The organism is Saccharospirillum sp. MSK14-1 (assembly GCF_003054965.1).
Lineage (GTDB): Bacteria > Pseudomonadota > Gammaproteobacteria > Pseudomonadales > Natronospirillaceae > Saccharospirillum.
This window is the reverse complement of sequence record NZ_MIES01000033.1, coordinates 1,299,622-1,322,517: the sequence shown is the minus strand read 5'-3', so window position 1 is coordinate 1,322,517 and position 22,896 is coordinate 1,299,622. Positions and strand designations below refer to the sequence as shown.

The following is a 22,896-nucleotide window of genomic DNA, read 5'->3' as shown; positions in this document are numbered from 1 at the left end:
GCGGCATGCTGCCCCATGGCGGCAAAACTGGCAAGTTCCGGTGATGCTTCTGCTACAATGCGCGCCGCTTGTATCAGGCACAGTAAAGCGGGGTAACAAACAGATGACCAGTGAGCGTTTTGGCGGCACGCAGCGCTTGTACGGCCAAGATGAAACGGCCTATTTGCAACAGCGTCATGTGGTGGTGGTCGGGCTTGGTGGCGTCGGCAGCTGGGCAGCCGAGGCATTGGCGCGAACCGCGGTCGGACACATCACTCTGATTGATTTGGACGACGTCTGTGTCTCGAACACCAACCGTCAATCACACGCCTTGGAAGGCAACATCGGTCGTATGAAAGTTGATGCGATGGCCGAGCGTTTGCGGGCCATCAATCCGGAAATCGAGGTGACTGCGATCACCGATTTTCTAACGCCTGATAACCTGACTCGCTACCTTGACCCAGCGCCGGATGCCGTTCTCGACGCCATCGACAGTGTGCGCGTTAAAGCAGCGCTGATAAATTTCTGTAAACGCCGGCGCATCTCGTTAGTGACCACCGGTGGTGCCGGCGGTCAGATTGATCCGTTGCAGATCAAAGTCGACGACCTCAGTCGAACCATTCAGGATCCTCTGGCCGCGCGGACCCGTCAACTGTTGCGGCGCGAATATGGGTTCAGTCGTAATGCAAAACGCAAATTTGGGGTGGAGTGCGTCTATTCCACTGAGCAACTGCGCTACCCTCAGGCTAACGGTGACGTCTGTGCCGCCAAGCCGAGCGACGGTGACAGCGTCAGGCTCGATTGCGCCACCGGTTTTGGTGCATCCATGATGGTGACTGCCAGCTTTGGCATGGTCGCCGCCAGTCGGATTGTGGATCGATTGCTGCGCAAACACCGACACTCCGGTAATCCAACAAGCCGCGCTGAACAAAAGGTGAATGCGGGCGCGACTGCCGGCTGACGTCTTAACTCGCTCGGGATACACTGCGCTTACGTTTATCCGTCTGTTCTTCATCAACCGTTAAGACGGTTCTTAGACCTGAGGTCCATCCATGCTGACCCTGTTGCTGAAAATCCTGCGTGCCGTGAATTCTGAAGCCGGGCCCTGGCAAATTTCTTTCGCCGCTGGCCTGGCGCTGATCATTGGCTTAACCCCCGTGCTGTCAATGCATAACGCCTTGATCCTGCTGTTAGCTTTTATCTTCCGCGTCAACCTGGCGACGTTTTTCGCGTTGTGGGTCATCTTCTCCGGCTTTGCGTATTTGCTCGACCCCTTGTTCGACCAGTTGGGATACGCCTGGCTGATGGCGTCGGGCTGGAGTGAATTCTGGACGGGTTTGTATCAAAACGATTTCTGGCAACTGACCCGCTTTAACCACACCGTCACTCTGGGCAGCCTGGTGGTTTCCCTGTTGCTGTTTGTGCCGGTTGTGCTGCTGTTTCGCTACAGCGTGGTGGGTTACCGCGCCAAGCTCATGCCGTCTTTGGAGCGTCTGAAAATTGTGCAGGCGCTGAAGGCGAGCAAACTCTATGACCTTTATCAGAAACTGCCATAAGGAATCGCTGAGATGAAAGTATTTCGCTGGAGCGGTTTGATCGGTTTTGTGGCAGTGCTGGCGCTGTTGTTGGTGATAGGGTTTTTCTTTATCGATAACTGGATTAAAGCCGGCATCGAGGCCGGTGGCACTCGTATCAATGGTGCGGAAGTCAACGTCGGGGATGTCGACCTGACGTTCAGTCCCATCGGTTTCAAACTCGAAGACTTGCGCATCACCGACGTCGATGAACCGAGCAAAAATTTATTCGAACTGGACGAAGCGCGTTTGCAGTTGCGATTGGCGCCGTTGTTTTTTGGACGCGTTAATATTGAAGCGATGATCGTCGACGGTATGCGTTCCGGTACCGAGCGTCGGCGACCGGGTCGAGTGCTGCATCAATCAGGCGACGAACGTTCAGCTGCGGATACGGATGGCGCATCGGCTAATAATGCCAACGTCGATGCCGCGTCAGAACCCGCAGCCACAACGACGGCACCGTCCAATGCAGAAACGTCCACGGCCGCAAGCGAGCGTTCTGCAGACGATGGTGATGCCTCTTCGTTGCCTGACCCCACACAGGTGGCCTTAGCCAATCTCGAACAAACGCGTGCCGCGGTCGATCAGGCTCGGACGCAAATGCAAGCCGCCAGTGACAATGTAGGGTCCGCACTGGATGCGTTACCCAGCGATGAGAGCCTGGCTGATTACGATCGTCGATTGGATGCGCTGGGCGAGCGACGTCTGGACAGCATTGATGCCGTGCGTCGCACACTCGACGATCTGAACGAACTGGCAGAGCAGGCGGGACGCGATCAGCGCAGTGTTGCCAACGCTCGCCAGGCCGCTCGTGACGCTGTGCAAACGGCCGAAACATCGATTGAAAACGTCGCTGCAGCGCCGGGCGAAGACTGGAACGCACTGCGGGAAAAATACCCTCTGAATGCGGCGACCGCGACACGCTTCGGTCGGATGTTGCTCGGCGATGAGATTTTCGATCAGGTCGAGCAGGTGCAAGATTGGTATGAGCAGATTTCTCCATGGCTGGCACGACTGGCTCCGGAGGGTCGTGAAGAGGACGGACCGCAGCGTCTTGATGGCCGTTATGTTCGCTTCCCGCACCCCAACCCCAGCCCCAATTTTTTGTTGCGCGAAGCGTTGATCGGTTTCGAAGCTGACGGCCAACCCTGGCGCCTGCAGCTGTTGGATGTGACCGGCCAGCAAGGTATGACCGGCCGCCCCGTGCGCATCGAGATCGTCAAGGGCGATTTGGACGATCCGCGTCTGCGCGTTGAAGGGGTACTCGACCGACGCGGTGAACGCGTGCATGACCGCTTTGAACTCTTTGGTCGTGACCTGGGTCTGGGCGCACGCCGTCTGACCGTTTCCGATGCTCAGTTGGACTGGGCACCCGGACGTACCGATTTGTCAGGCAGTGTGGATGTCATCGACGGTGAGCTGGACGGTGAATTATTGCTGCAGTTCAGCGACAGCGATTTCGAGGCCGATGGCAGCAGCCGAACCGCGACCTTGCTGAACCAGGCACTGAGCCGCGTCGCTTCATTCGACATGGGTATTGATGTAGAAGGCACGGTGCGTCGGCCACAAATATCGTTGACCTCAGACCTCGACAATCAATTAAACCAAGCGCTGAGCCGAGTGGTGCGCGAAGAATACGACCGCTGGTTGTCGCAAAGTCGAGCCAGTATCGAAGCGCAAGCCGACCAGCTGAGAGCGCCACTTGAGACGCGATTGGCCGATGTGCGTGCGCAGCGCGATCGTGTTCAACAGCAAGCGGATGAATTTCAAACGCAAGTCACCGATCGCATTGAATCTGAGCGCGACCGAGTTCGTCAGCGGTTACGTCGTTTGGAATCGCAAGCGGAAAACGCCATTAAAGATGAAATCAAGAAACTTGATCTGCCATTTTGATGTTGGCCGGTCCAATAGCGCGGCTTGTGGCCGCCAGTGAGACGTAATGCCTTATGCAGATAGACCTGGTACTGGAAGTTGAAGACAGCGACGCTTTGATCGCCATCGATTTTTTGGTCGATAACATTGAGCTGTCAAAGTCGAAACTGAAAGACATGATGAATAAAGGGGCGGTTTGGCATGTCGACGGCAAAAAAGGCAAACGCCGTCGCTTGCGTCGTGCAATGACTGACATCGCGCCGGGTGATCGATTCGAAGTGTTTTATGACGAAGACTTGTTGGCAATCAAACCCCCGTTGCCACGATTGATCGCCGATGAAGCGCACTATTCCGTGTGGGACAAACCTCCGGGTGTTCTGAGTCAGGGAACCGACTGGGGCGATCATGCGGCGTTACCTCGCCTGGTCGAGCTGTATTTCAGCCCGCGCCGTGACGTGTTTTTGATTCATCGTCTCGATCGCGAAGCCTCCGGTCTGATGATTCTCGCGCACAGCCGCAAAGCCGCTGCGCAGCTGTCGGAATTGTTCGCTTCTGGCAGCGCTGTGACCAAGCGTTATCGCGTGGAGGTTTTGGGCGATATTAAAGACGAAGGGGTGATCAACAACGAGATAGAAGGCAAGTCAGCCCTGACTCGGTTTAAGAAACTGAAATACGAAGCAGAGCCGAACCGATCAACCCTGGATGTATGGATTGAAACCGGCCGCAAACATCAGATTCGACGCCACTTTGATGGCATCGGCCATCCCGTCATTGGCGATCCCCGCTACGGAGAAGGTAATAAGAGCAATGAAGGGATGAAGCTCAAGGCGGTAGAAATGTCCTTCGATTGTCCAGTCACCGCTAAACACCAGCGGTTTTCCTTGTTGTAAGGCAGGCCAGCGAGCGCCCAGTATTTGGGCGCGTCGTTAAGGGACGATTTCAGGTTACGGATTAATCAGTGTGTTTGTGACGATTGCCCCATCATCACACGTTAGATGAGTCACAGTGTGGGCATCGGGCTGCTGGAACATTCGTGACCATTAACACGAAAACGAAATAAGCGACGTTAAAAAGCGAAAGGGTAAATGAATAAAAAAACAATCATGGTGCATCCATTAATGAGTGGGAATCCCTATATAAGAATTCTCTACGATTCAATGGATGAATATGATTTTGAGGGTTTTTATTCCAGCCGGCTTGGGTTTCTTTTTAACGGTGCCCGAGTGCTGCATATCCATTGGATGGATGACTTTATTTCGGGCGGTGTTGTAAAAGGTTTTCTGCGGATGATTCGTCTTTTGGGGGTGGCCTCTGTTATTCGTTTAAGGGGCGGATTGGTGATATGGACATTGCATAATTCGGTCAGCTATACCCATAACCGTCGTAATAGGGTATATGCGCGTTGGCTGGGGTATTTTTTACAGGTTATCGTTAACTACATCATTGTGCATTCTGATTACCAAAGAGAGCACATAAAAAAGAGGTTTCGTAAGAAAGCAGTCACAGTTCTGCACCATAACTACTTGTCAGATATTGCACTGCATTTCCAACCAGACATTCACAATGACAACGACAGTTCCGTTTTGTATTTCGGGATGATCTCAGAATACAAAGGCGTAGACAGGCTGGTTGATGCTTATAACCAATCCCAGCGCCGGCGAAAGCTTGAAGTGTGTGGCTTTTGTGAACCTTCTTATGGTGAATATCTTATTCAGTCGGATAGCAGTCGTTCCATCAGCTTTGATTTTGATTGGTTTTCAGATGAACAGCTGTATCAAAAAATCATCGGCGCTGGCGTGATTGTATTGCCGCACGTCAGTATCACTAATTCAGGCTCACTTTATTTGGCGTTGTCGCTGAGAAAAACAGTGATCATCAGGCGCAGTCGTTTAGTGGAGGAGACCCTGCAGAAATGGCCGACGCTCGCTCAAGCTATCCATGCTTTCGATGATGACGATCAGTTGCGGCAACTATTGGATGGCGTTGAAGTGACGCAAAATACCGCCTGCTTTGACTCTTTTATCCAGGATACGTCGATTGAGAAGGTAAGGCAGTCGTACCTGAGGCTCTATAAACAGGGCGGAAACTGATCGTCAGACCGGAGATTTGAACGGCGCTTGAGGTGCGTTGGGCGTCTGCTCAGCCTGCTCTATAGCGGACTGTGTGAGCGGTTGAAATGTCCTCTAAGTGCCCAATACATCTAGCTGGTTGGTTATTTTGTCGTTGTGAGTGCAACGCGCGTAGTCCACGGTTTGGGCACGCGCTATACTCCAGAACCCAACTGTCATCCACTGACTGAAAAGGAAGCCCGCCTCCATGTTTGAACGCGTCAGCGCTGCCCCGGCCGATCCGATCCTGGGACTGAATGAATCCTTTGCCGCCGACCCCCGGCCCAACAAGGTTAATCTGGGCGTCGGTGTGTTCATGAATGACGATGGTGTGACGCCGATTCTCGATACCGTCAAACAAGCCGAAGCGCGGTTGGTGAAGGAAGAGACCACCAAAAGCTACCTGGCCATTTCCGGTGACGGAGAATACGGCCGCCAGGTTCAGGCACTGCTGTTCGGTCAGGACAATCCCATCATCACCGAGCAGCGCGCTCGCACAGCCCAGACTCCTGGTGGCACCGGCGCTTTGCGTTTAGCCGCTGATTTTCTGAAAACCCAGCTGGGCGTAAACACCATTCATGTCAGCGATCCGACCTGGGCAAACCACGGCAACGTCTTCAAAAGTTCCGGTCTGACCGTCGCCAGCTATCGGTACTATGACGCCGACCATTACAGCCTGGATTTCGACGGCATGCTGGCTGATCTCGCTAACATACCTGCTGGTGATGCGGTGATGTTGCACGGCTGCTGCCATAACCCCACTGGCGTCGATCCCAGCGCCGAACAATGGCAGCAACTGGCCGATGTCGCCGCCGAGCGCGGTTTTGCCGTGCTGTTCGACTTCGCCTACCAGGGCTTTGCCAAAGGCATGGATGAAGACGCTGCCGGCTTGCGCGCCTTTGCGCAAAAAGTACCGGAACTGCTGGTGGCTTCATCGTTCTCGAAAAACTTTGGCTTGTACAACGAGCGTGTTGGTGCCATGACGTTGGTGGCGAGTAACAGCGATACCGCTGAGTCTGCTTTCAGCCAGATAAAAACACTGGCGCGCGGTAACTATTCCAACCCGCCGGCACACGGCGCCAAAGTAGTAGCGACCATTCTGACCGATGAGAAACTGCGCAGCGCCTGGGTGCAGGAAGTGGCCGACATGCGTGATCACATCCAACAGTTGCGCGATCTGATGGTTGCCAAGCTGGCGGAGCGGGGCGCCAAGCGCGATTTCAGCTTTATCAGTCGCCAGAACGGTATGTTTTCCTTCACCGGTTTAACGCCGGAACAGGTTAAGACGCTGAAGGAAGAGCACGGTCTGTATATGGTGGGCAGTGGCCGCATCAACGTGGCCGGTATGTCACGCTCCAATATTGATGCCGTCTGCGACGCCATCGTCGCAGTACTTTAAGGTGTAACCCGGCCGGTCGTCCTGACCGGTCGGTAGCATTATTTCAGTCAGTCATCTTCAGGAACTCGCCATGAAGCCGTTTAAGGTGCATTCCAAATATCAGCCAGCGGGCGATCAGCCCAAGGCCATCGATCAGTTGGTGACCGGGCTGGAAGCCGGTCTGACTGCCCAGACGCTCTTGGGCGTGACCGGGTCGGGCAAGACCTACACCATGGCCAAGGTGATTGAATCGGCGCAGCGCCCGACCATCGTAATGGCGCACAACAAAACCCTGGCGGCGCAGCTGTATTCGGAGTTCCGTGAATTCCTACCGGAAAACGCCGTCGAGTACTTCGTTTCCTATTACGACTACTATCAGCCCGAAGCCTATGTACCGTCTTCAGATACGTTCATCGACAAAGATTCGTCGGTAAATGAGCACATCGAACAGATGCGACTGTCGGCGACTAAAGCCTTACTGGAACGTCGCGATACGCTGATCGTTGCTACCGTTTCCGCTATCTATGGCCTGGGTTCACCGGAGTCTTACCTAAAGATGATGCTGCACCTGAAAAAGGGTGATTCGGTGGATCAGCGTTTTATTCTGCGTCGCCTGGCCGAGTTGCAATATAAGCGCAATGACGTCGATTTTGGGCGGGGTACCTATCGGGTACGCGGCGACATCATCGATGTGTTTCCAGCCGAATCGGAAATGGAAGCGGTACGCATTGAATTGTTCGACGAAGAAGTGGAGCAGCTCAGCCTGTTTGACCCGCTGACCGGTGAAGTACTCAACAAGCTGACGCGCACTACCATCTATCCGAAAACGCATTACGTCACGCCGCGCGAAACCATTGTCAAAGCCATCGAAGATATTGAAACCGAATTGGGCGAGCGGCTGAAAGTGCTCGAAAACGACAATCGCTTGGTGGAAGCGCAACGTCTGGAGCAGCGTACTCGTTACGATCTGGAAATGATGCGAGAGCTGGGTTACTGCACCGGCATCGAAAACTACTCACGCTTTCTGTCCGGTCGTGGCGCCGGCCAGCCGCCGCCGACGCTGTACGAATATCTGCCCGATGATGCGCTGATGTTTATCGACGAAAGCCACGTTTCCATTCCGCAGATTGGCGCCATGTATAAAGGTGACCGCTCGCGCAAGGAAACTCTGGTTGAGTATGGTTTCCGCTTGCCATCAGCCCTCGATAACCGGCCGCTGAAATTTGAAGAGTGGGAACGGCTGGCACCGCAGGCCATTTATGTCTCGGCAACGCCTGCCAAGTACGAAGCCGAGCACAGCCAACAAACCGTAGAGCAGGTGGTTCGACCGACTGGCCTGGTCGATCCGCAGGTTGAAGTGCGGCCGGCATCCACTCAGGTCGATGATTTGCTGTCGGAAATTCATAAGCGTATCAAGCTCGGCGAACGTACGCTGGTGACGACGCTGACCAAACGCATGGCCGAGGATTTAACCGATTATCTGGCGGAGAACGGCATCAAGGTACGCTATCTGCATTCGGATATTGATACGGTTGAGCGCGTCGAAATTATTCGCGATCTGCGCCTGGGTGAATTCGATGTGCTGGTTGGCATTAACCTCTTGCGTGAAGGTTTGGATATGCCGGAAGTGTCACTGGTAGCGATTCTGGATGCGGACAAAGAAGGCTTCCTGCGCAGTGACCGCTCGCTGATTCAGACCATCGGCCGTGCCGCTCGTAATCTCAATGGTACCGCCATTCTCTATGGCGATAATATGACCGGCTCGATGCAGCGCGCCATCGAAGAAACCGAACGCCGACGCGAAAAACAGATTGCCCATAACGAAGCCCATGGCATCACACCGCAAGCGTTGCAGAAAGATGTTCAGGACATCCTCGAAGGCGCCATTACACCGGGAGCACCCGGACGCAAAGGCAAAATGGCCAGTCGTCGGCAAAAAGTTGAACGCATTGACGCCGAAGCGAAAAGTTACGCCACCATGTCACCGGCGGAATTGTCGAAGGAAATTGTTCGACTGGAAGATGAAATGCATCGCGCCGCCAAAGACATGGCCTTTGAAAAAGCCGCTGCTTTGCGCGATGAAATGGTTGAAGCTAAAAGCCTGTTAAAAGTGGTCTGATGCTGCCCAGGGAGGCACTGCCATGACACCGGAAGTCGCTGCACACTTTACAACCTACCCACCGGAAGTTCGGGAATATCTGCATCAGGTACGGCAGTTGATTGTTGATGTTGCTAAAGAGCATCAGTTGGGATCCGTGGAAGAAACGCTTAAATGGGGCGAGCCCAGTTATAAGGTGAAAGGCGGCAGCCCGGTTCGTTTTGATTGGAAACCCAAACAACCTAGTGAATGTGCCCTTTATTTTGTGTGCACAACGCGGTTAGTGGAAACCTTCCGCGAAATATACGGTGACGAATTGGTATTCGATGGTAAGCGTGCCATCCGCTTGTCATTAGCGCAGCCGTTTCCGGAAGGGCCCTTGGCGCATTGCATTGCCATGGCTCATCAGTATCAATCGGTCAAACACCTGCCTATATTAGGTGCCTGATTCCGCTTCTATTTAGTAATGCTCTGGACCGTTTGCGAATGTCGAGTCATGATCTGAAAACCCTATTGGTGCAACGGAAAATTCCTTTTGTGGAAGAGGTAGCGGGCCTTCGAGTGACGGCTGACTGCAATCTTTCCAAGAGTGCGGTCTTTGAGCTGCCTAAGAATTTTTGCGTTGATGGTTATTTAAACCTTACAAGTACGGCGATACGGCATTTACCCGAAGGGCTTAAAGTAGGCGCCTGGCTCAGTTTGACAGGCCTGGCTGTGGATGAGTTGCCCGCCGGATTGACGGTCGGAGGGGCGCTCGATTTGAATGGGACGAGCGTTACCCGTTTGCCCGCTGATATCGCTATTGGCGGTGGACTGGACTTAAGAGGTGCGCCAATACAATCCTTGCCTGACGGTTTGAGCATTGTCGATGGCTTGGACTTGTCGGGTACACCAATCACCGAACTGCCCAGCAATCTCAGTGCTTCTGGACTTAATTTACAAGGCAGTGCCATTACCCAGCTCCCGGCAGATCTTCATGTGTCGGGCGGTATGAACCTGCGTGATACGGCGATTACCCGACTGCCGAATGACCTTCAGTTGTGGGGGCTCAACCTGCGTAACAGTGCGGTAACTTCGCTACCGACCGGACTTCAAATTGGAGGTTTGCTGGATTTGAGAGAGACCGCCATCACTGCACTGCCGGATGGTTTTTCCATCGCGGGCTCTCTGGATTTGCGTGGCAGTTCCATTCAATCATTACCGATAGGATTGAGCGTTGGTGGTGGGCTGGATCTGCGCCAAACGTCAATTACAGACCTACCTGCGAGGCTGAAAGTCGGTGGTCTGCTTAACCTTCAAGGGCTGGATATCAAAACGTTGCCAGAGGATATGGAAGCCGGTGATGTCAGTCATGGCACTGCAGTCAGGCGTAGACTGCCTTAGTCTGGAATGGTGACGACGCGGGTGTTAGTTCCGTTGTGGTGCCGCTAACGGCCGTCGCAAGATAAGGTTCACGGCTCATCGACTGATCAGCTGAGCCATTGCGTCACCAGAGGTGGCAGACAATCATCCGCCTGACCCACGATCAGTTCAAAGCCAGCATTCAGGGTGACGGGGTCGGCATTGATGATCACCTTGGTCGCCTTGTCAGCAGCCAATGTTAACAGTGAGGCTGCCGGCTGAACAGTTAACGACGTACCCACAACCAGCACCTTATCAGCGGCGGCCATCGCGGTTTCGGCTTCCGTAAAGCCCAGTACCGGCTCGCCAAACCAAACCACGTCAGGACGCCATTGCCCCCCATCGGGCGCCTGTTCATCAAGGTCGACTGGCTGGCCACGCATCCAGCGCTTGTGCGACGCATCTTGTGTGGAGCGGACACGGTCGAGCACACCATGCAGGTGTGTCACCTTGCTGCTGCCCGCCCGTTCATGAAGGTCATCCACATTTTGAGTGATGATCTGAACATCAAAACGCGTTTCCAAGCGCGCCAAGGCCAGGTGCGCTTCGGTAGGCTGGGCGTTCCATGCCAAGGCGCGGCGTTCATTATAAAATTCCGTCACTAATTGTGGGTCAGCCCGCCAGGCTTCAGGCGTCGCTAACGTCATCGGATCGCGTTGTCGCCATAAGCCATTGGGCCCTCGGAACGTTGCCAGGCCAGCACCGGCGCTCAAGCCACTGCCAGAGAAAACCGTAATTCGGGACATGATCAGACTCCGAAGGACAGTGATGTCAGCATCATGGTCTCGGGTTTTAGGGTCAAGTGTTCTAAAGTGCTCATCGTTGCTGCCGTTAACCTCTTCGATAAGCCACAATTTTTGCCTGGCTGGAGCGTCTGGATGGTTTCAATCAACAATCGATTTGAGGGGTTGGCCGCTAAGCTGGATTTTGACCAGTTAAGCCAGGTACGCCCGCCGTCGGTTGATGAGTCGGACCAAACTCCTCAGCGCACCCTGGGGGCCAGCTTCTCCATCCATCTGACACTGGATTCCGGGACCCAGGTTGAGTTCGGTGTTCGCCAAGGCTTGTCAGGTCGAATGTCCGACCTAACGCTGTACGCTTCTCAGACCCTCACCGACAAAGAAAAAGACGCGTTTGAGTTGTTGGTGCAGGGCTTGGCCAGCGGAATTGATGAGTTGTTCGGCGGTCGCGCGAATGGCAAAACGGATTTGTTTCAGTCGTTAGCGAATGCACCGGTTGATGATTTGGAAGTCAGTGCGTCGAAACAGACGGGCACCTTGTCGCAGCAATTGTCGCTCGATCAGGAAGAGCGGCGCTCGGGGGAAACACACTTACAGTCGGACTGGCAGCAGAGTGATATGGAGTCGGGTATCAGTGACCGACATGGCTTTGAACTGCTCAAGAAACCCGGCTCCGTTGCACAAGCATACGGTCAGGTCGATACCGGTTGGCTGGAACAGAAACTGTCTGCAGCAACATCGGTTTTGGGGGCGACGCTTAACTTAGCGGGCGGTTTGCAAAGCGATGCGCTGAGCAGTTTTTATGGCTCGGGTCTGAATGCGTTATTGCAAGCTGCAAACGAAGGCAGTCGAGCCCTGCAGGATATTGGAGCCAGCGCAGAACAGGCGCGACACCTGGTCACTCATACGCTCGACGCACTGACACAGGTTGCGATGAAACCGGATGCGAACGATCGCGGCGGCATTCAGGCCGGTTCCGATTTCGATGGCACTTTTACGTCGCATCGCACCCAGGGTTTTCGTGAAACCGGTCCGGGAACCTATAACTTCGATCTGGAAATGGCGCAACGCAGTCATGAGTCTTACGACGCTGAGCGTGACGAAACCAATACCAGCCAACGGCGTGAGCTAACCCTGAACTACGAAACCGCGAATGAACAGCAAAGCCTCTCATTACGTTGGGACAGTGAAGAGCGTCAGCGTTATACCAAGGTAGATGGTCAGATCGAGCAGGGCGAAAACCGCCGACGGGAAATCCTGCAGTGGGTCATCAAAGACACGGAAGGCAGAGCCAGTGGTTATGAGCGCCTGAGAGAGCGCTACAACGTTGACTACAGCAAGGTTGGTGAAGCCACGCCGTTCGCTGACATTGGCAATGACGGTCGTCACATCAGTACCCAGCAACGTATTAATTATCAGGTCTAGCGATGATGGGTATCGATCGCTTAGTGGCCATGGGGCTGCTGGCCGTTCACCTTTTAGTAAAGAAAAACCGCACCAATCTCATCCCCTGAGCGATCATTCTGGTTACTCTGAATGCCGGTGGTTAAACCGTCTTCTGCCCAACTTCCAACCAGCAGTCGTTGACCGTCGTTACTCAGGTCTAGGCTGGGCTGGACATGGTACCCGAAACCGCCGTCACCACTGCGATTATTGCTCGCCTTAACATAAGCCTGTTCAGACCAAAGAGTGGTGTTACGGCGATAGAGATAAACCGCACCGGCACCGGGGACACTGTTGTTGCGTTGGTTTCGGCTTGATCGATGGACGCCCGCTGCCGCGCTCGACTCTTCTTTGGCGACCACCGCCAGCCACTGGCCATCACTGCTGAGCCGTACGCCGATGCCGAAGTGATCATTGTTATCGGCGTTGTCGGCTTTTATAAAAGCTGCTTCGGTCCAGGTGGAACCCGTTCTGGCAAAGACATAGGCCGCACCAGAACCAGAGCGGTTATGGCTTGCGCCAGGACTGGGGCGTTGATGTACGCCGTGCATATTCGTCGCTTCATCTTGAGCACCAACGGCGAGTAAGTCGCCATCGTTATTGAAACTCACACTGGCACCAAAGCGGGCTTCCGTTAAGGTATTGCTGGCTTTGATATAAGCCTCTTCGGTCCACTGGCCGCCTGTGTAGTAGTACAGATAGGCCGCACCGGATCGCCATTGGTTGCCCGTATCGGCTGCATTGGGGAAGGTGGTGCTGACACCGGTTGCATCGTTGTCTTCTTGGATGGCGCCAACCACGAGCCGTTGGCCATCACCGCTCAGGCTGACACTGTAACCAAACCAGTCTTTGGTATGGGCATTACTGGCTTTGATATAGGCGTCTTCATGCCACTGGCCGCCTGAGTATCGGTACAGATAGAGAGCGCCGGAATCTGCCAACCCTGTGACGTCGGTGCTGGCCGGGAAGGTTGTGCTGATGCCTCGGTCATCATTGTTTTCAGCGTTGGCGCCAACGGCTAACAGCGTACCGTCAGCGCTTAAACTGATGGAACGACCAAAATAGGCGTACTCGGTAACATTGCTGGCTTTGATATAAGCCTGCTCAGACCAGTTCGTCCCACTGCGGCTGAACACATAGACGGCACCGGAAAAAGTAGCACCGCCTGTACTGGCTCCGGATCGAGCGCTGTAGATGCCTGTAGCGTTGCTGTTATCAAGACGTGAACCGACGGCAAGTCGGTTGCCATCGCTGCTGAAAGCCAAGTCGGATGCGGGTGAGCGCAAGCCGATTTTGTCTTGCTGTTGCCATTGCCCTGCGGCGGTTTCCACGAAGATATACAGATCATCCCCGCCGGCAACGGCCATGGTTTTGCCATCGCCACTGAGTGCCACGGCTTGCCCAAATTCATAACCAAATGACACCAGTACATCGGGTTTGAAATAGCCGACACCCCTGGCCAGATTGTCGGCTATGGTGGTGGCCCGGCTGTCGGCGCACTCGGAACCATCACATCGCTGAAGAATGTATTGCGCACGGATACGGGCGTGTAATGGCACCTCTATCGTGAAGGTTTCAGTGCCAATAGGAATGTCGCCACTGACGTCGGTAAACCCAGATTGCCCATCCGGATTTTCCAGAATGCGATAGTGCGTGCCGCTTTCGCTGGCGGGCCAATCAAAACGGAACTGCTTAATCGGTTCGACCGTTAATACCGGACCGGGAGGGCCAGTTGGGCCATCTGGGGTATTGGATTCGGGAGAACAAGCGCTTAAGAGGGCAACCAGAGCGAGGATCGTGACGGATGGTCGTAAAGCTTGGTACAAGTAGATTGCTGAATTCACGAACGCCTCAACATCATTCACTGAACGACATCGTCGACAGGGTCTGCACATTCATCCAAGGGTGCGCGGACGTCGACCGATCAACTTTCCATTGAAAGGCGCGGCTAATATGCCCTATTGCTCAGAAATGAGTGTGATGCAAATCACAGAAATTGAGTTCTTCGTGCTAAAAGTTGTCTTTGAGTGGATTATTTAGTCGGTGGTCGGTTATTGGGCTAGTTAATTGCTACCAATCTAAGGTGAATAATGGCCGGACTGTGAGTGTTAGCTCAACCACCGGCTCTTTAACTGGTGCGCAGGAAGAGGTCGTGAAAAGAAATAACCCTGTAGCCGTTTTACTCCGAGTTCACGGCATATTTTAACTTGCTCTTTTGTTTCAACACCTTCGGCTACCGTTTCATATTCCAGCGAATGGGCGAATGAGCAGATGGCTTTTAATAAGTTAGCTTGTTTCTTATCGTCGATATTTTGTACGAACGATTTATCAATTTTTAAGATATTCAACGGATACTGTTTTAGGTGAGACAATGAAGAGTAACCCGTTCCAAAATCATCCAGCGCCAATTGAATGCCCATGTCTGTCAGACTGTTCAGCATGTCCAAGGCGCTGAGGCTTTGCTCTAGGCTACTTTCCGTTAGCTCCAGCTCCAGTGAAGCCGGAGGGATTTGGTACTTTTCAAGGCAGCTGGTTAGAAAGCTCACCAAGCCGCCATCTTTCAACTGTCGTGCGGAGAGGTTGGCAGCAATCGAGTATTTCATGTTTGTGCTGGCTCCAGCTTTCAGCCATTCACTAAATTGACGACAAGCTGTATCGATTACCCAACGGCCTATCTCGATGATGAGATTTGATTCTTCAGCAATGGGTATGAATTCATCGGGTGGGACCAATCCGAGTTCAGGGTGTTCCCAGCGTATCAGCGCTTCAATGCCCACTAATGAAGAGTCTTTCGCATCGACTTGCGGTTGGTAGTGGAGCAACAGTTGATTTGCTGCTAATGCCTTACCTAAGTCGTTTTCAATGCGAACACGGCTTTCGACCGCTTGGTGAAACGTTCGTGAGTAATACTGAACCTGGTTTCGTCCCAAGGATTTCGAGCGATACATCGCCACATCAGCACACTTCATTAAGCCGACTGCATCGGTTGCACAGTCGGGGTATGTCGCGATACCCACACTGGCGGTAATCTCCAGACTGTGACCGTCAATTTCAACAGGACCAGCCAGCGCATCAAACACACGGTTTACCAGTAGGCGTACCTGGGTAGGGTGAACCAGGTCATGGACCAAGATGGCAAACTCATCTCCGCCTAAGCGGCATAATTTATCACCTTCACGGATGGGCACTTCCATGCGCTGTGCCACTTCCTGCAGAAATATATCCCCGGCCTGGTGGCCCAGAGTGTCATTAATGTTCTTGAATTTGTCTAAGTCGAGTAATACGACAGCCAGTTGTTTGCCGTTGCGTTCTGCTTTAGGGATTGCATCTTTCAATGCTTCATCGAAAAAATACCGGTTACTGAGACCGGTCAGGCTGTCTTGTTCGGCAAGCCGTCTCAGCATATCGTGACTGTCACGTACTTGCAGTTCCAAGTGGTGGCGCTCTGCGGACAATAAGATGGCGCGCTTTAATCGGGTTGCAGTGACTTCGCTTTTCATCACGAAGTCTTGAGCACCTGCTTCAATACAATCGAGAGCCAATTGCTCATCATTACTATGACTGAGCATCACGATGGAAGTGGCGTAGTCGTTACTGCCTCGGATTTCACGCAGGACTTCGATGCCATTGTAGGGCGGGATTTGGTAGTCCAACAGAATGACATTATATTTCCGCTGCGTAGCGAGCCTAATGCCTTCTTCGGCCGTAGGTGCTTGATCGACTTGATCAAGCGTTAATTCTGACTCTCCAAGGGTCCTAATAGCGGACATACGGTCGATCGCGTCGTCATCAATGATCAATATATTCATAGTTTTATCGACTCTACAGCTCTAGGACGGAAGGACAACTAGCTGCCAATAGTGATCCAGGAATTTAAGCACTTGATTGAAGTCCTGGCTTAACGATGACTTAATGATGTAGTCAGCAATGTTTTTTTTATACGCCTCATAAATTTCTTCTTCACTTTGTGATGTTGTTAATACAAAGACGACAGTGTCATTTAATTTTTCGTCATTGCGAATAGCTTCTAAAAATTCCAACCCACCCATTCGTGGCATGTTTAGATCGAGTAATACGATACGCGGCTTGGGAATACTGTCATTATGAAGAACGGCTAATGCTTCAACACCATCGATAACCCTAACCAGCGGATTCGCCAGCCTCATCTTTTTAATGGAGCGTTCAATACTCATTGCATCGATGTCATCATCTTCAACCAGCAAGATGCTGACTTGTTGATAAGGTTGTTCCGTCATTGTTTTTACTCCTTGACCTCCCGAACAAATGGCCAGTCAAATTCGAAAGTGCAGCCGCGCTGGCCATCAGAGATGAGACGATATTGACAGTTATAGCGATCGAGTGTCTTTTTGATGACCGATAAGCCTAATCCACTCCCTTCGACTTGGTCACGGGGTTTAAGAGTATGGAACAGGTCGAATACTCGTTCCTGATGCTCTGGAGGTATGCCTGGTCCATCGTCAGTTACACTGAATTGAATGCGAGTGCCAACCTCTTTAGCAACAACGCTTATGGTGCCGCTCTGTTTGTCGTGGTGTTTAATGGCGTTGCTCATCAAGTTCCGCAGTATCAATTCCAGGGGAATGCTCATAGTGGTGACGGTACCAACGGCGTCTTTATAGTCGAGTTTAAAACTGTCAGGCGGGCTGAGTAGGGAGAAAATGTCATCAATAAACTTGCTAACCGTGATCTCTGTCATTTCCCCTTCTTTGCGTCCGACGCGTGAGTACGCCAACAAGTCATTGAGGAGCTTTTCCAGCCTGGCAGTGCGGTTTTGCAATAGATCTAAGTACTCTTTAGTTTGAGGCGTCAGGCTTTCCTTGAGATCTTCTTCAATCCACAGCGCTAACTGGTTAATGCCTCTCAGTGGGGCTTTAAGATCGTGCGATGCAACAAACGCGAATTGATCGAGTTCTTTGTTCGCTTCTACCAGCTCATGGTTACGGGATTCTAAGTTCTGTGAAACGCTCTCAAGTTCATTTTTCTGAGCTCTAAGGTCTTTGGTAACCCGATCTGCATAGGCAATCGCACTTTTATTCGATCGTGCTAATACAATGAAAATGAAAATTATAAGAATCTCGATCGTGATACCGCCAGCAAGAATTATAAAAGGCTGAGTATTGGTCTGTTGATCGCGGAATAGCTGCGTGGATTGAAGATTAAAACGCCATGGCCGGCCATAAAGTTCAAGTGTTTCTTCGCGGGTGTATAGTGGGTCGGGATCGTAGTTCTCAGAAGAACTGTTCAATTCGTTGTAGAGCTCAACGTCTCCATCATGAATGCTGAAATTTACTAAGCGGTTAGTGTTCGCCAGCGTTCCGTCCATTAGCTTGAACATAATGAAAGGGGCATACACAAGCCCCATAAAATTCCCGTTGCTGTCACCGTGTGTCGCGACAGGGCCTCGATCAGCATACCAGGGGGCGTAGAATAGGAATCCAGGTGTTTGCTGAGCATCCTGGACCAGAGTAATGGGACCGGTGATGTTGGCTTTACCGGTATCCCTGGCTTTTTTAGCCGCGGTGAAACGATTCTGCTCGTGGGCCATATCTAAACCGACAGCGCGCGTATTGGTTATTTCTGGTTCGATATAGGTAATTGGCCAGTATTCGTCTTCATTGTGTGCAGGATGAATGTTGTATCCAGGCATTGATTCACGCTGCCAAGCTAGGTAATCCTCCAGTTTTTCCGGTGGTACGTAGTGAATGACACCAATGCCATTGATACCAGGGAATCGCTCGCCTATGTCTAGACTGTCGGCAAACGTTAGCCAGTCTGAGCGGGTCGCGGTCGAAGGAAACATTCGCAGTGATGAGACTCCAGCCAATAACGCTTCTTCGTACTTGGCCATACGCTCCTGTACGAGATCCAAAATTTGTTGAGATTGAAACTCAAATTGCTCTTCACTTTTTAGCTGGACCTGTCTTTCTGTGATCTTGAAAGCACCGAGAGTCAACATTAGTGATAAGCCGATAACTAACCAGTGATACCAGTGAAGTCTCCCGTGAGAGTTCTTCACAGCGGGAACATCGTTGGCTACAGCTTGGTTCATGAAGGGGGATCTCTTCGCAGTTTCGAGTTGTGTTAGGAAAGTTAGCAGGGATTTTCAGAAGTGCACGAAACTGGAATTGAACAGAGTTTTTGGTGGGAGGTCAGCGATACCAGATGTCGTATTTGGCAGGACAAAGCACCAAAAGGTATTGGTGAGTATCTTCAGATATGGGACACACTAAACTTCGTAAGCATTTGGTGTTGATTACTACAATGGTGGCAAAAAGTGCTGACTACGATGATCCATTGCCAAGCAGAGTAATAGCCGCGGGAGGTTTGATGAATCATTGCCTCTTAATTTTGGGGCATACGAACGGAAGGCGTGAGTCTAGGGTACTGTCTGTCGTTAGTAGAATATTGTCAAAACTTCGCACAACCTCAAGCACAAAAAAAACCAAGCACCGCTAAGTGCTTGGTTTTCATGAAGAATTTGGTAGGACTATCCAGACTCGAACTGGAGACCTCTACCATGTCAAGGTAGCGCTCTAACCAACTGAGCTATAGTCCTTCAGGTCGGGGCGTATAATACTTGGAAAATTGCCTCGCGCAACCCCCGCCTTTAAAAAATTTAAGGGATTCAATCAGTTACCCCGATTTAGCTGGTCAGAAGCCCAAGGCAGGTCGGTATGCTATTGACGGCCTGAATGTCACCTTGATCCAGGTCAGTCAGTGTCTGCCTGTGCCGTTTTAGACTGCCATTGGTTTTATGGTATCGGGTGGCGAAAATGGATGCTTTGCTGAGGTTCGGAGCACTGGCGTTGGTCGTCGCGTGTGTGCTGCTGGGACTGGGGCTATTGGCCCGACTGCGGAAGCAGATCAGGCGCAATGCAGTGCTGCGCGCGACCTTGGCCGCAGCGCCGGATTTCGTGTTTGAGCTCGATGCCGAAGGGCGTTTTTGCGAGCTGCACTCACGCTCTTACGATGTGCTGTACCGACCCCGCGAGGCCTATCTTGGGTCGACGCCTGAAGCGGTTTTGCCAACCGAGGCGGCCTCGGTAATTCGGGCGTTGATAGTCCAGCCGGGCGGCACTGCCGATGCCGTATCCGACCAGGTTTCGCTGCCGGTCAATGGTTATTGGCGGTGGTTTGAGGTAACGGCCTGCTGGCGGTCGGAGCCCCAGCCTGGGCGTTGGTTGTTGTGGATGCGCGATATAACCGATCAGAAAGAGGCGCTTGCAGACCATCAGATATCCGCTATTGCGCTGCAGACTCAGGATGCGGTGCTGATCACTGACCGTGAACGACGCATCATTCGGGTTAATGCGGCGTTTACCGAGATCACCGGCTATCGCGAAGATGAGGTTATCGGACGCAATCCGTCGTTGCTCAGTTCTGGCATTCATGATGAGTCTTTTTATCAGCAGCTTTGGCGTGACATCGAGCAGGAAGGTTATTGGTCCGGGGAGCTCTGCAACCGGCGCAAGAATGGCGGGCTGTTTACTGAGCGGGCGGTGATCAAGGCGGTGCGCGATGGGGCCAACATGGTCACACACTACATTGCCAGCTTCAGTGATATTACCGAGCGCAAGGCCGCCGAAGCGCAAATGCAAAAGCTGGCGTATCAGGACCCATTGACGCTGTTGGCCAATCGACGCCTGCTGATTGAGCGTCTTGATAACGTCCGTCAGCAATCGAGGCGCACGCGTCAGTATGCGGCCTTGCTGTACATCGACCTGGATCATTTTAAACAGCTCAATGATGCCTTTGGCCATTCGCTCGGCGATGAGTTACTGGTGCAGGTGGCCCGGCGTATGAAAGCCTGTTCGCGCACCTCAGACAGTCTGGCGCGTACCGGCGGTGATGAGTTTGTGGTCTTGGTTGGTGGCCTGCCCGGTGATCTGGGGCAGGCAGAAAGCGCGGTTCAGGCCTATGGCAACAAATTACTGGCCGCCTTGCGTCGTCCTTATGATTTGCAGGGCCAGGCTTATATACTCAGTGCAAGCATTGGCGCAACGGTGTTCCGGGGTGATGAACAACCGGTGGATACGTTAATGATGTCGGCCGATTTGGCGATGTATGCGTCCAAGCAGGCTGGTCGCGATCAGCTGTGTTTCTTTGAGCCGGATATGCAGGCGCGGTTGCAACGGCGCAGTCAGTTGGAGTTGGACTTACGTCAGGCGCTGGCAGCCGATCAATTCGAGCTTCACTACCAAGCGCGCACCAATCTGCATGGCCGTATTCTGGGTTACGAGGCACTGTTGCGGTGGCGGCATCCACGGCTGGGGTTGCTGAGACCCGAGCATTTTCTGAGTTTGGCCGAATCCAGTGGGTTGATCATCGACATCGGGCGATGGGCGTTGCGGCAGGTCTGCGAGCAAAGCCGGATCTTTGCGGACGAGGCTGCGTTGCCAATTTCGATCAATGTCAGTGTTCGGCAATGGTTGGCGGCGGATTTTGTCGATCAGGTGGATGCCATTATCGCACTGACCGGTGCCGATCCGACCGTGCTGGAACTTGAAGTCACTGAAGCCTTGATCGGCCGCGACCTGGATCGCAGTCGCGAGTGTATGGCTCAGCTCAGTGAGCTGGGCCTGCGTTTTGTGCTGGATGATTTTGGCACCGGCTGTTTATCGTTGCCGTTGTTGCATGCGTTGCCACTGGATCGATTGAAAATTGATGTGTCGCTGGTGGAAGGGCTGGAAGCGCGCAGCAGTGCCTACACCATCATTAAGTCCATCATCGCTATGGCTCGGCCATTGGGATTGCAAGTTTTGGCGGAAGGCGTGGAAACGCCGGAGCAGGTGCAAATTCTCGCGGCGCTGGGTTGTGATCAATGTCAGGGCTATTGCTTTGGCGAGCCTGCGTTATTGGCTCAGCATTGAGCGAAGGCTTTCGGCAATGCCGATGGTGAGCAGGGTCGATGTCAGGGTGCCGATCAGGACGTATTCGGCAAAGGCGCGTTCCTCAAGCTGTCGAAAACGGGCAAAGCCCTTGGCGGCAATGATGATGGCAATGACGTTGTAGTTAGCGCTGCCAACCAGCACCAGATACATCAACCAGCGTTCCAGAATGCCAATCACCCGGCCAGCATTGTATTCGCGCGCGTCGACCTGAGTGTCGGCGCTGTCGTCATGACCGTTGAGCCGGGGCTCCAACGCAAAGCGATGAAAGAGGCTGCGGATCAGCAGGTTGGCTTCGTTGGCGACCAATAAAAACCCGGTTAACCAGATTAAGGTGCGCGTCAGCTGTGCCGGGCTGAAGCCTGCATTCCACAACCAAGCGTCCATATTGCTTTGCCAGTTGGGGGCGGGCAGGGCCTCTGTCAGCAAGGTTAGAGCGATCAGCATGATCACCGTTGCTGCCAGTCGGCCGTCGTTGAGCCAATGTTTAGGAACGAGTCGCTCCGGAACAATGAGCGCCAGCAGTATCAGACCGCTGATGCTCAGGCTGGCGAACGATGCGCCCAATGTCAGCCAGCACCACAGTAATTGCACGGACAGTAGACCGAGCAGAAACCGCGAACTCAGCGGCTCATCGCGTACGATCAGTGCTAAACGACTGGTCAGCCAGCCGACCAGAAACAGCCAGGTCAGCATGCTCTGCCTCGCATCGATTCGTTGAGGGTTTGAGTCAGGGCGGTGAGCAGTCGAATGACCGCATGCAGGCCGCCGCTGTTGATGTTCTTATAAACCGCTTGCTCGCTGATGTTCAGTTCTTCGGCGATGCGTTCGACCCGCCAGTCTTGCAGTAAACGGTTCAGAATATGCAGGCGATTGGCGTTCCATTTGTTGAGTTGATGACTGAAGAGTCCCAGACCTCCGGTCGCTAATGGCTGTTCGGCGTCATTCAGTCCCGCCAGCCTAAACAGTTCACCGCTGCGTTTGAGCTGATCAATACCATCGCGGGCCTGATAGAACGCCGGGCCGTCCATGCCCAGAGCCTGATCCGGGTTCAGCTCGGTGCTGATTTCACCCAGGCTCAAAGAGAAACGCATGCGCACCGGATAGACCGCGGCGGCGATCGCTAGGCAGTCGGCGAAGACCCGATCTGCCTGTTCGTACACCACCTGAAACTCATCGCCGAGCGTGATGGTATAGGGTGATGTCAGGCCGGTTCGGTCTTGGTTTAGGTCATCGAGAGCCTGCTTGAGTTGTTCTTGCAGCTGTTGGCGCAGGCTGGAGCGGCGTGACGCGACCAGATCACCGATCAGCACCAGAGGAGTCATGATCAACCTCTTAGGTTGTTTAATGATGATTTAAACCATAATGGTTTTATTGGTCGATTTGCAACCACT

18 protein-coding genes and 1 tRNA gene are annotated in these 22,896 nt (G+C 53.0%); 11 read left to right on the top strand and 8 right to left on the bottom strand.

Annotation, left to right across the window (positions count from 1 at the left end):
* The first annotated feature begins 103 nt into the window (after window positions 1-103).
* The 9 genes from tcdA to BGP77_RS15120 all read left to right on the top strand — a co-directional run bounded on the left by tcdA (window position 104) and on the right by BGP77_RS15120 (window position 10,392).
* Window positions 104-940, top strand: a complete 837-nt coding sequence (tcdA, locus tag BGP77_RS15160) for a tRNA cyclic N6-threonylcarbamoyladenosine(37) synthase TcdA (protein WP_108165547.1) — start codon at window positions 104-106, stop codon at window positions 938-940.
* Between the two features lie 91 nt (window positions 941-1,031).
* A complete protein-coding gene (locus tag BGP77_RS15155; protein WP_108165546.1) occupies window positions 1,032-1,535 on the top strand; it encodes a TIGR03546 family protein in 504 nt (167 codons plus the stop codon).
* A gap of 12 nt (window positions 1,536-1,547) precedes the next feature.
* A complete protein-coding gene (locus tag BGP77_RS15150; RefSeq protein WP_108165545.1) occupies window positions 1,548-3,446 on the top strand; it encodes a TIGR03545 family protein in 1,899 nt (632 codons plus the stop codon).
* A gap of 53 nt (window positions 3,447-3,499) precedes the next feature.
* Window positions 3,500-4,315 carry an RluA family pseudouridine synthase gene (locus tag BGP77_RS15145; RefSeq protein ID WP_108165544.1) on the top strand — a complete coding sequence of 272 codons (816 nt, stop codon included), beginning with the start codon at window positions 3,500-3,502 and terminating at the stop codon, window positions 4,313-4,315.
* Window positions 4,316-4,510: 195 nt separating this feature from the next.
* Window positions 4,511-5,515: a glycosyltransferase gene (locus BGP77_RS15140; RefSeq protein ID WP_108165543.1), complete on the top strand. Its 1,005-nt coding sequence runs from the start codon at window positions 4,511-4,513 to the stop codon at window positions 5,513-5,515.
* A gap of 226 nt (window positions 5,516-5,741) precedes the next feature.
* Window positions 5,742-6,932, top strand: coding sequence for an amino acid aminotransferase (locus BGP77_RS15135; protein WP_108165542.1), 1,191 nt, complete (start codon window positions 5,742-5,744; stop codon window positions 6,930-6,932).
* Between the two features lie 70 nt (window positions 6,933-7,002).
* Complete coding sequence (gene uvrB / locus BGP77_RS15130) at window positions 7,003-9,030, top strand: excinuclease ABC subunit UvrB (protein WP_108165541.1); 2,028 nt, start codon at window positions 7,003-7,005, stop codon at window positions 9,028-9,030.
* A 22-nt stretch (window positions 9,031-9,052) separates the two neighbouring features.
* Complete coding sequence (locus BGP77_RS15125; RefSeq protein ID WP_108165540.1) at window positions 9,053-9,457, top strand: DUF1801 domain-containing protein; 405 nt, start codon at window positions 9,053-9,055, stop codon at window positions 9,455-9,457.
* A gap of 38 nt (window positions 9,458-9,495) precedes the next feature.
* Entirely contained in the window at window positions 9,496-10,392 is an 897-nt protein-coding gene (locus tag BGP77_RS15120) for a hypothetical protein (RefSeq protein ID WP_108165539.1), read from the top strand.
* A gap of 86 nt (window positions 10,393-10,478) precedes the next feature.
* Here the strand turns inward: BGP77_RS15120 and BGP77_RS15115 are convergent, their stop codons facing one another.
* Window positions 10,479-11,156, bottom strand: a complete 678-nt coding sequence (locus BGP77_RS15115; protein ID WP_108165538.1) for a Sir2 family NAD-dependent protein deacetylase — start codon at window positions 11,154-11,156, stop codon at window positions 10,479-10,481.
* 66 nt (window positions 11,157-11,222) lie between these two features.
* Here BGP77_RS15115 and BGP77_RS15110 point away from each other — a divergent pair, with 66 nt between their 5' ends.
* Window positions 11,223-12,575, top strand: coding sequence for a hypothetical protein (locus BGP77_RS15110; protein WP_146171268.1), 1,353 nt, complete (start codon window positions 11,223-11,225; stop codon window positions 12,573-12,575).
* A 53-nt stretch (window positions 12,576-12,628) separates the two neighbouring features.
* Here the strand turns inward: BGP77_RS15110 and BGP77_RS15105 are convergent, their stop codons facing one another.
* From BGP77_RS15105 to BGP77_RS15085, 5 genes are all read right to left on the bottom strand, one after another.
* On the bottom strand, window positions 12,629-14,437 hold the full coding sequence (locus tag BGP77_RS15105; protein WP_158269400.1) for an FG-GAP repeat protein: 1,809 nt from the start codon (window positions 14,435-14,437) through the stop codon (window positions 12,629-12,631).
* Between the two features lie 264 nt (window positions 14,438-14,701).
* Entirely contained in the window at window positions 14,702-16,402 is a 1,701-nt protein-coding gene (locus tag BGP77_RS15100; RefSeq protein ID WP_108165535.1) for a bifunctional diguanylate cyclase/phosphodiesterase, read from the bottom strand.
* Between the two features lie 21 nt (window positions 16,403-16,423).
* The gene (locus tag BGP77_RS15095; RefSeq protein WP_108165534.1) at window positions 16,424-16,849 is read right to left on the bottom strand and encodes a response regulator; all 426 of its coding nucleotides are present in this window, start codon (window positions 16,847-16,849) and stop codon (window positions 16,424-16,426) included.
* 5 nt (window positions 16,850-16,854) lie between these two features.
* Window positions 16,855-18,663 (bottom strand): CHASE domain-containing protein, encoded by a 1,809-nt coding sequence (locus BGP77_RS15090; protein WP_108165533.1) that lies wholly within the window; start codon window positions 18,661-18,663, stop codon window positions 16,855-16,857.
* Window positions 18,664-19,093: 430 nt separating this feature from the next.
* Window positions 19,094-19,170 (bottom strand) — tRNA-Val (locus BGP77_RS15085).
* A 217-nt stretch (window positions 19,171-19,387) separates the two neighbouring features.
* On the opposite strand from BGP77_RS15085, the gene BGP77_RS15080 reads away from it, so the two are divergent.
* Entirely contained in the window at window positions 19,388-21,484 is a 2,097-nt protein-coding gene (locus BGP77_RS15080) for a bifunctional diguanylate cyclase/phosphodiesterase (RefSeq protein ID WP_108165532.1), read from the top strand.
* Here BGP77_RS15080 and BGP77_RS15075 read toward each other — a convergent pair.
* Together BGP77_RS15075 and BGP77_RS15070 are read right to left on the bottom strand one after the other, a co-directional pair.
* On the bottom strand, window positions 21,467-22,198 hold the full coding sequence (locus tag BGP77_RS15075) for a hypothetical protein (protein WP_108165531.1): 732 nt from the start codon (window positions 22,196-22,198) through the stop codon (window positions 21,467-21,469). The genes BGP77_RS15080 and BGP77_RS15075 overlap by 18 nt on opposite strands.
* Window positions 22,192-22,827, bottom strand: a complete 636-nt coding sequence (locus BGP77_RS15070) for a SatD family protein (protein ID WP_108165530.1) — start codon at window positions 22,825-22,827, stop codon at window positions 22,192-22,194. Before BGP77_RS15070 ends, BGP77_RS15075 begins: the two co-directional genes overlap by 7 nt.
* Window positions 22,828-22,896 lie beyond the last annotated feature (69 nt).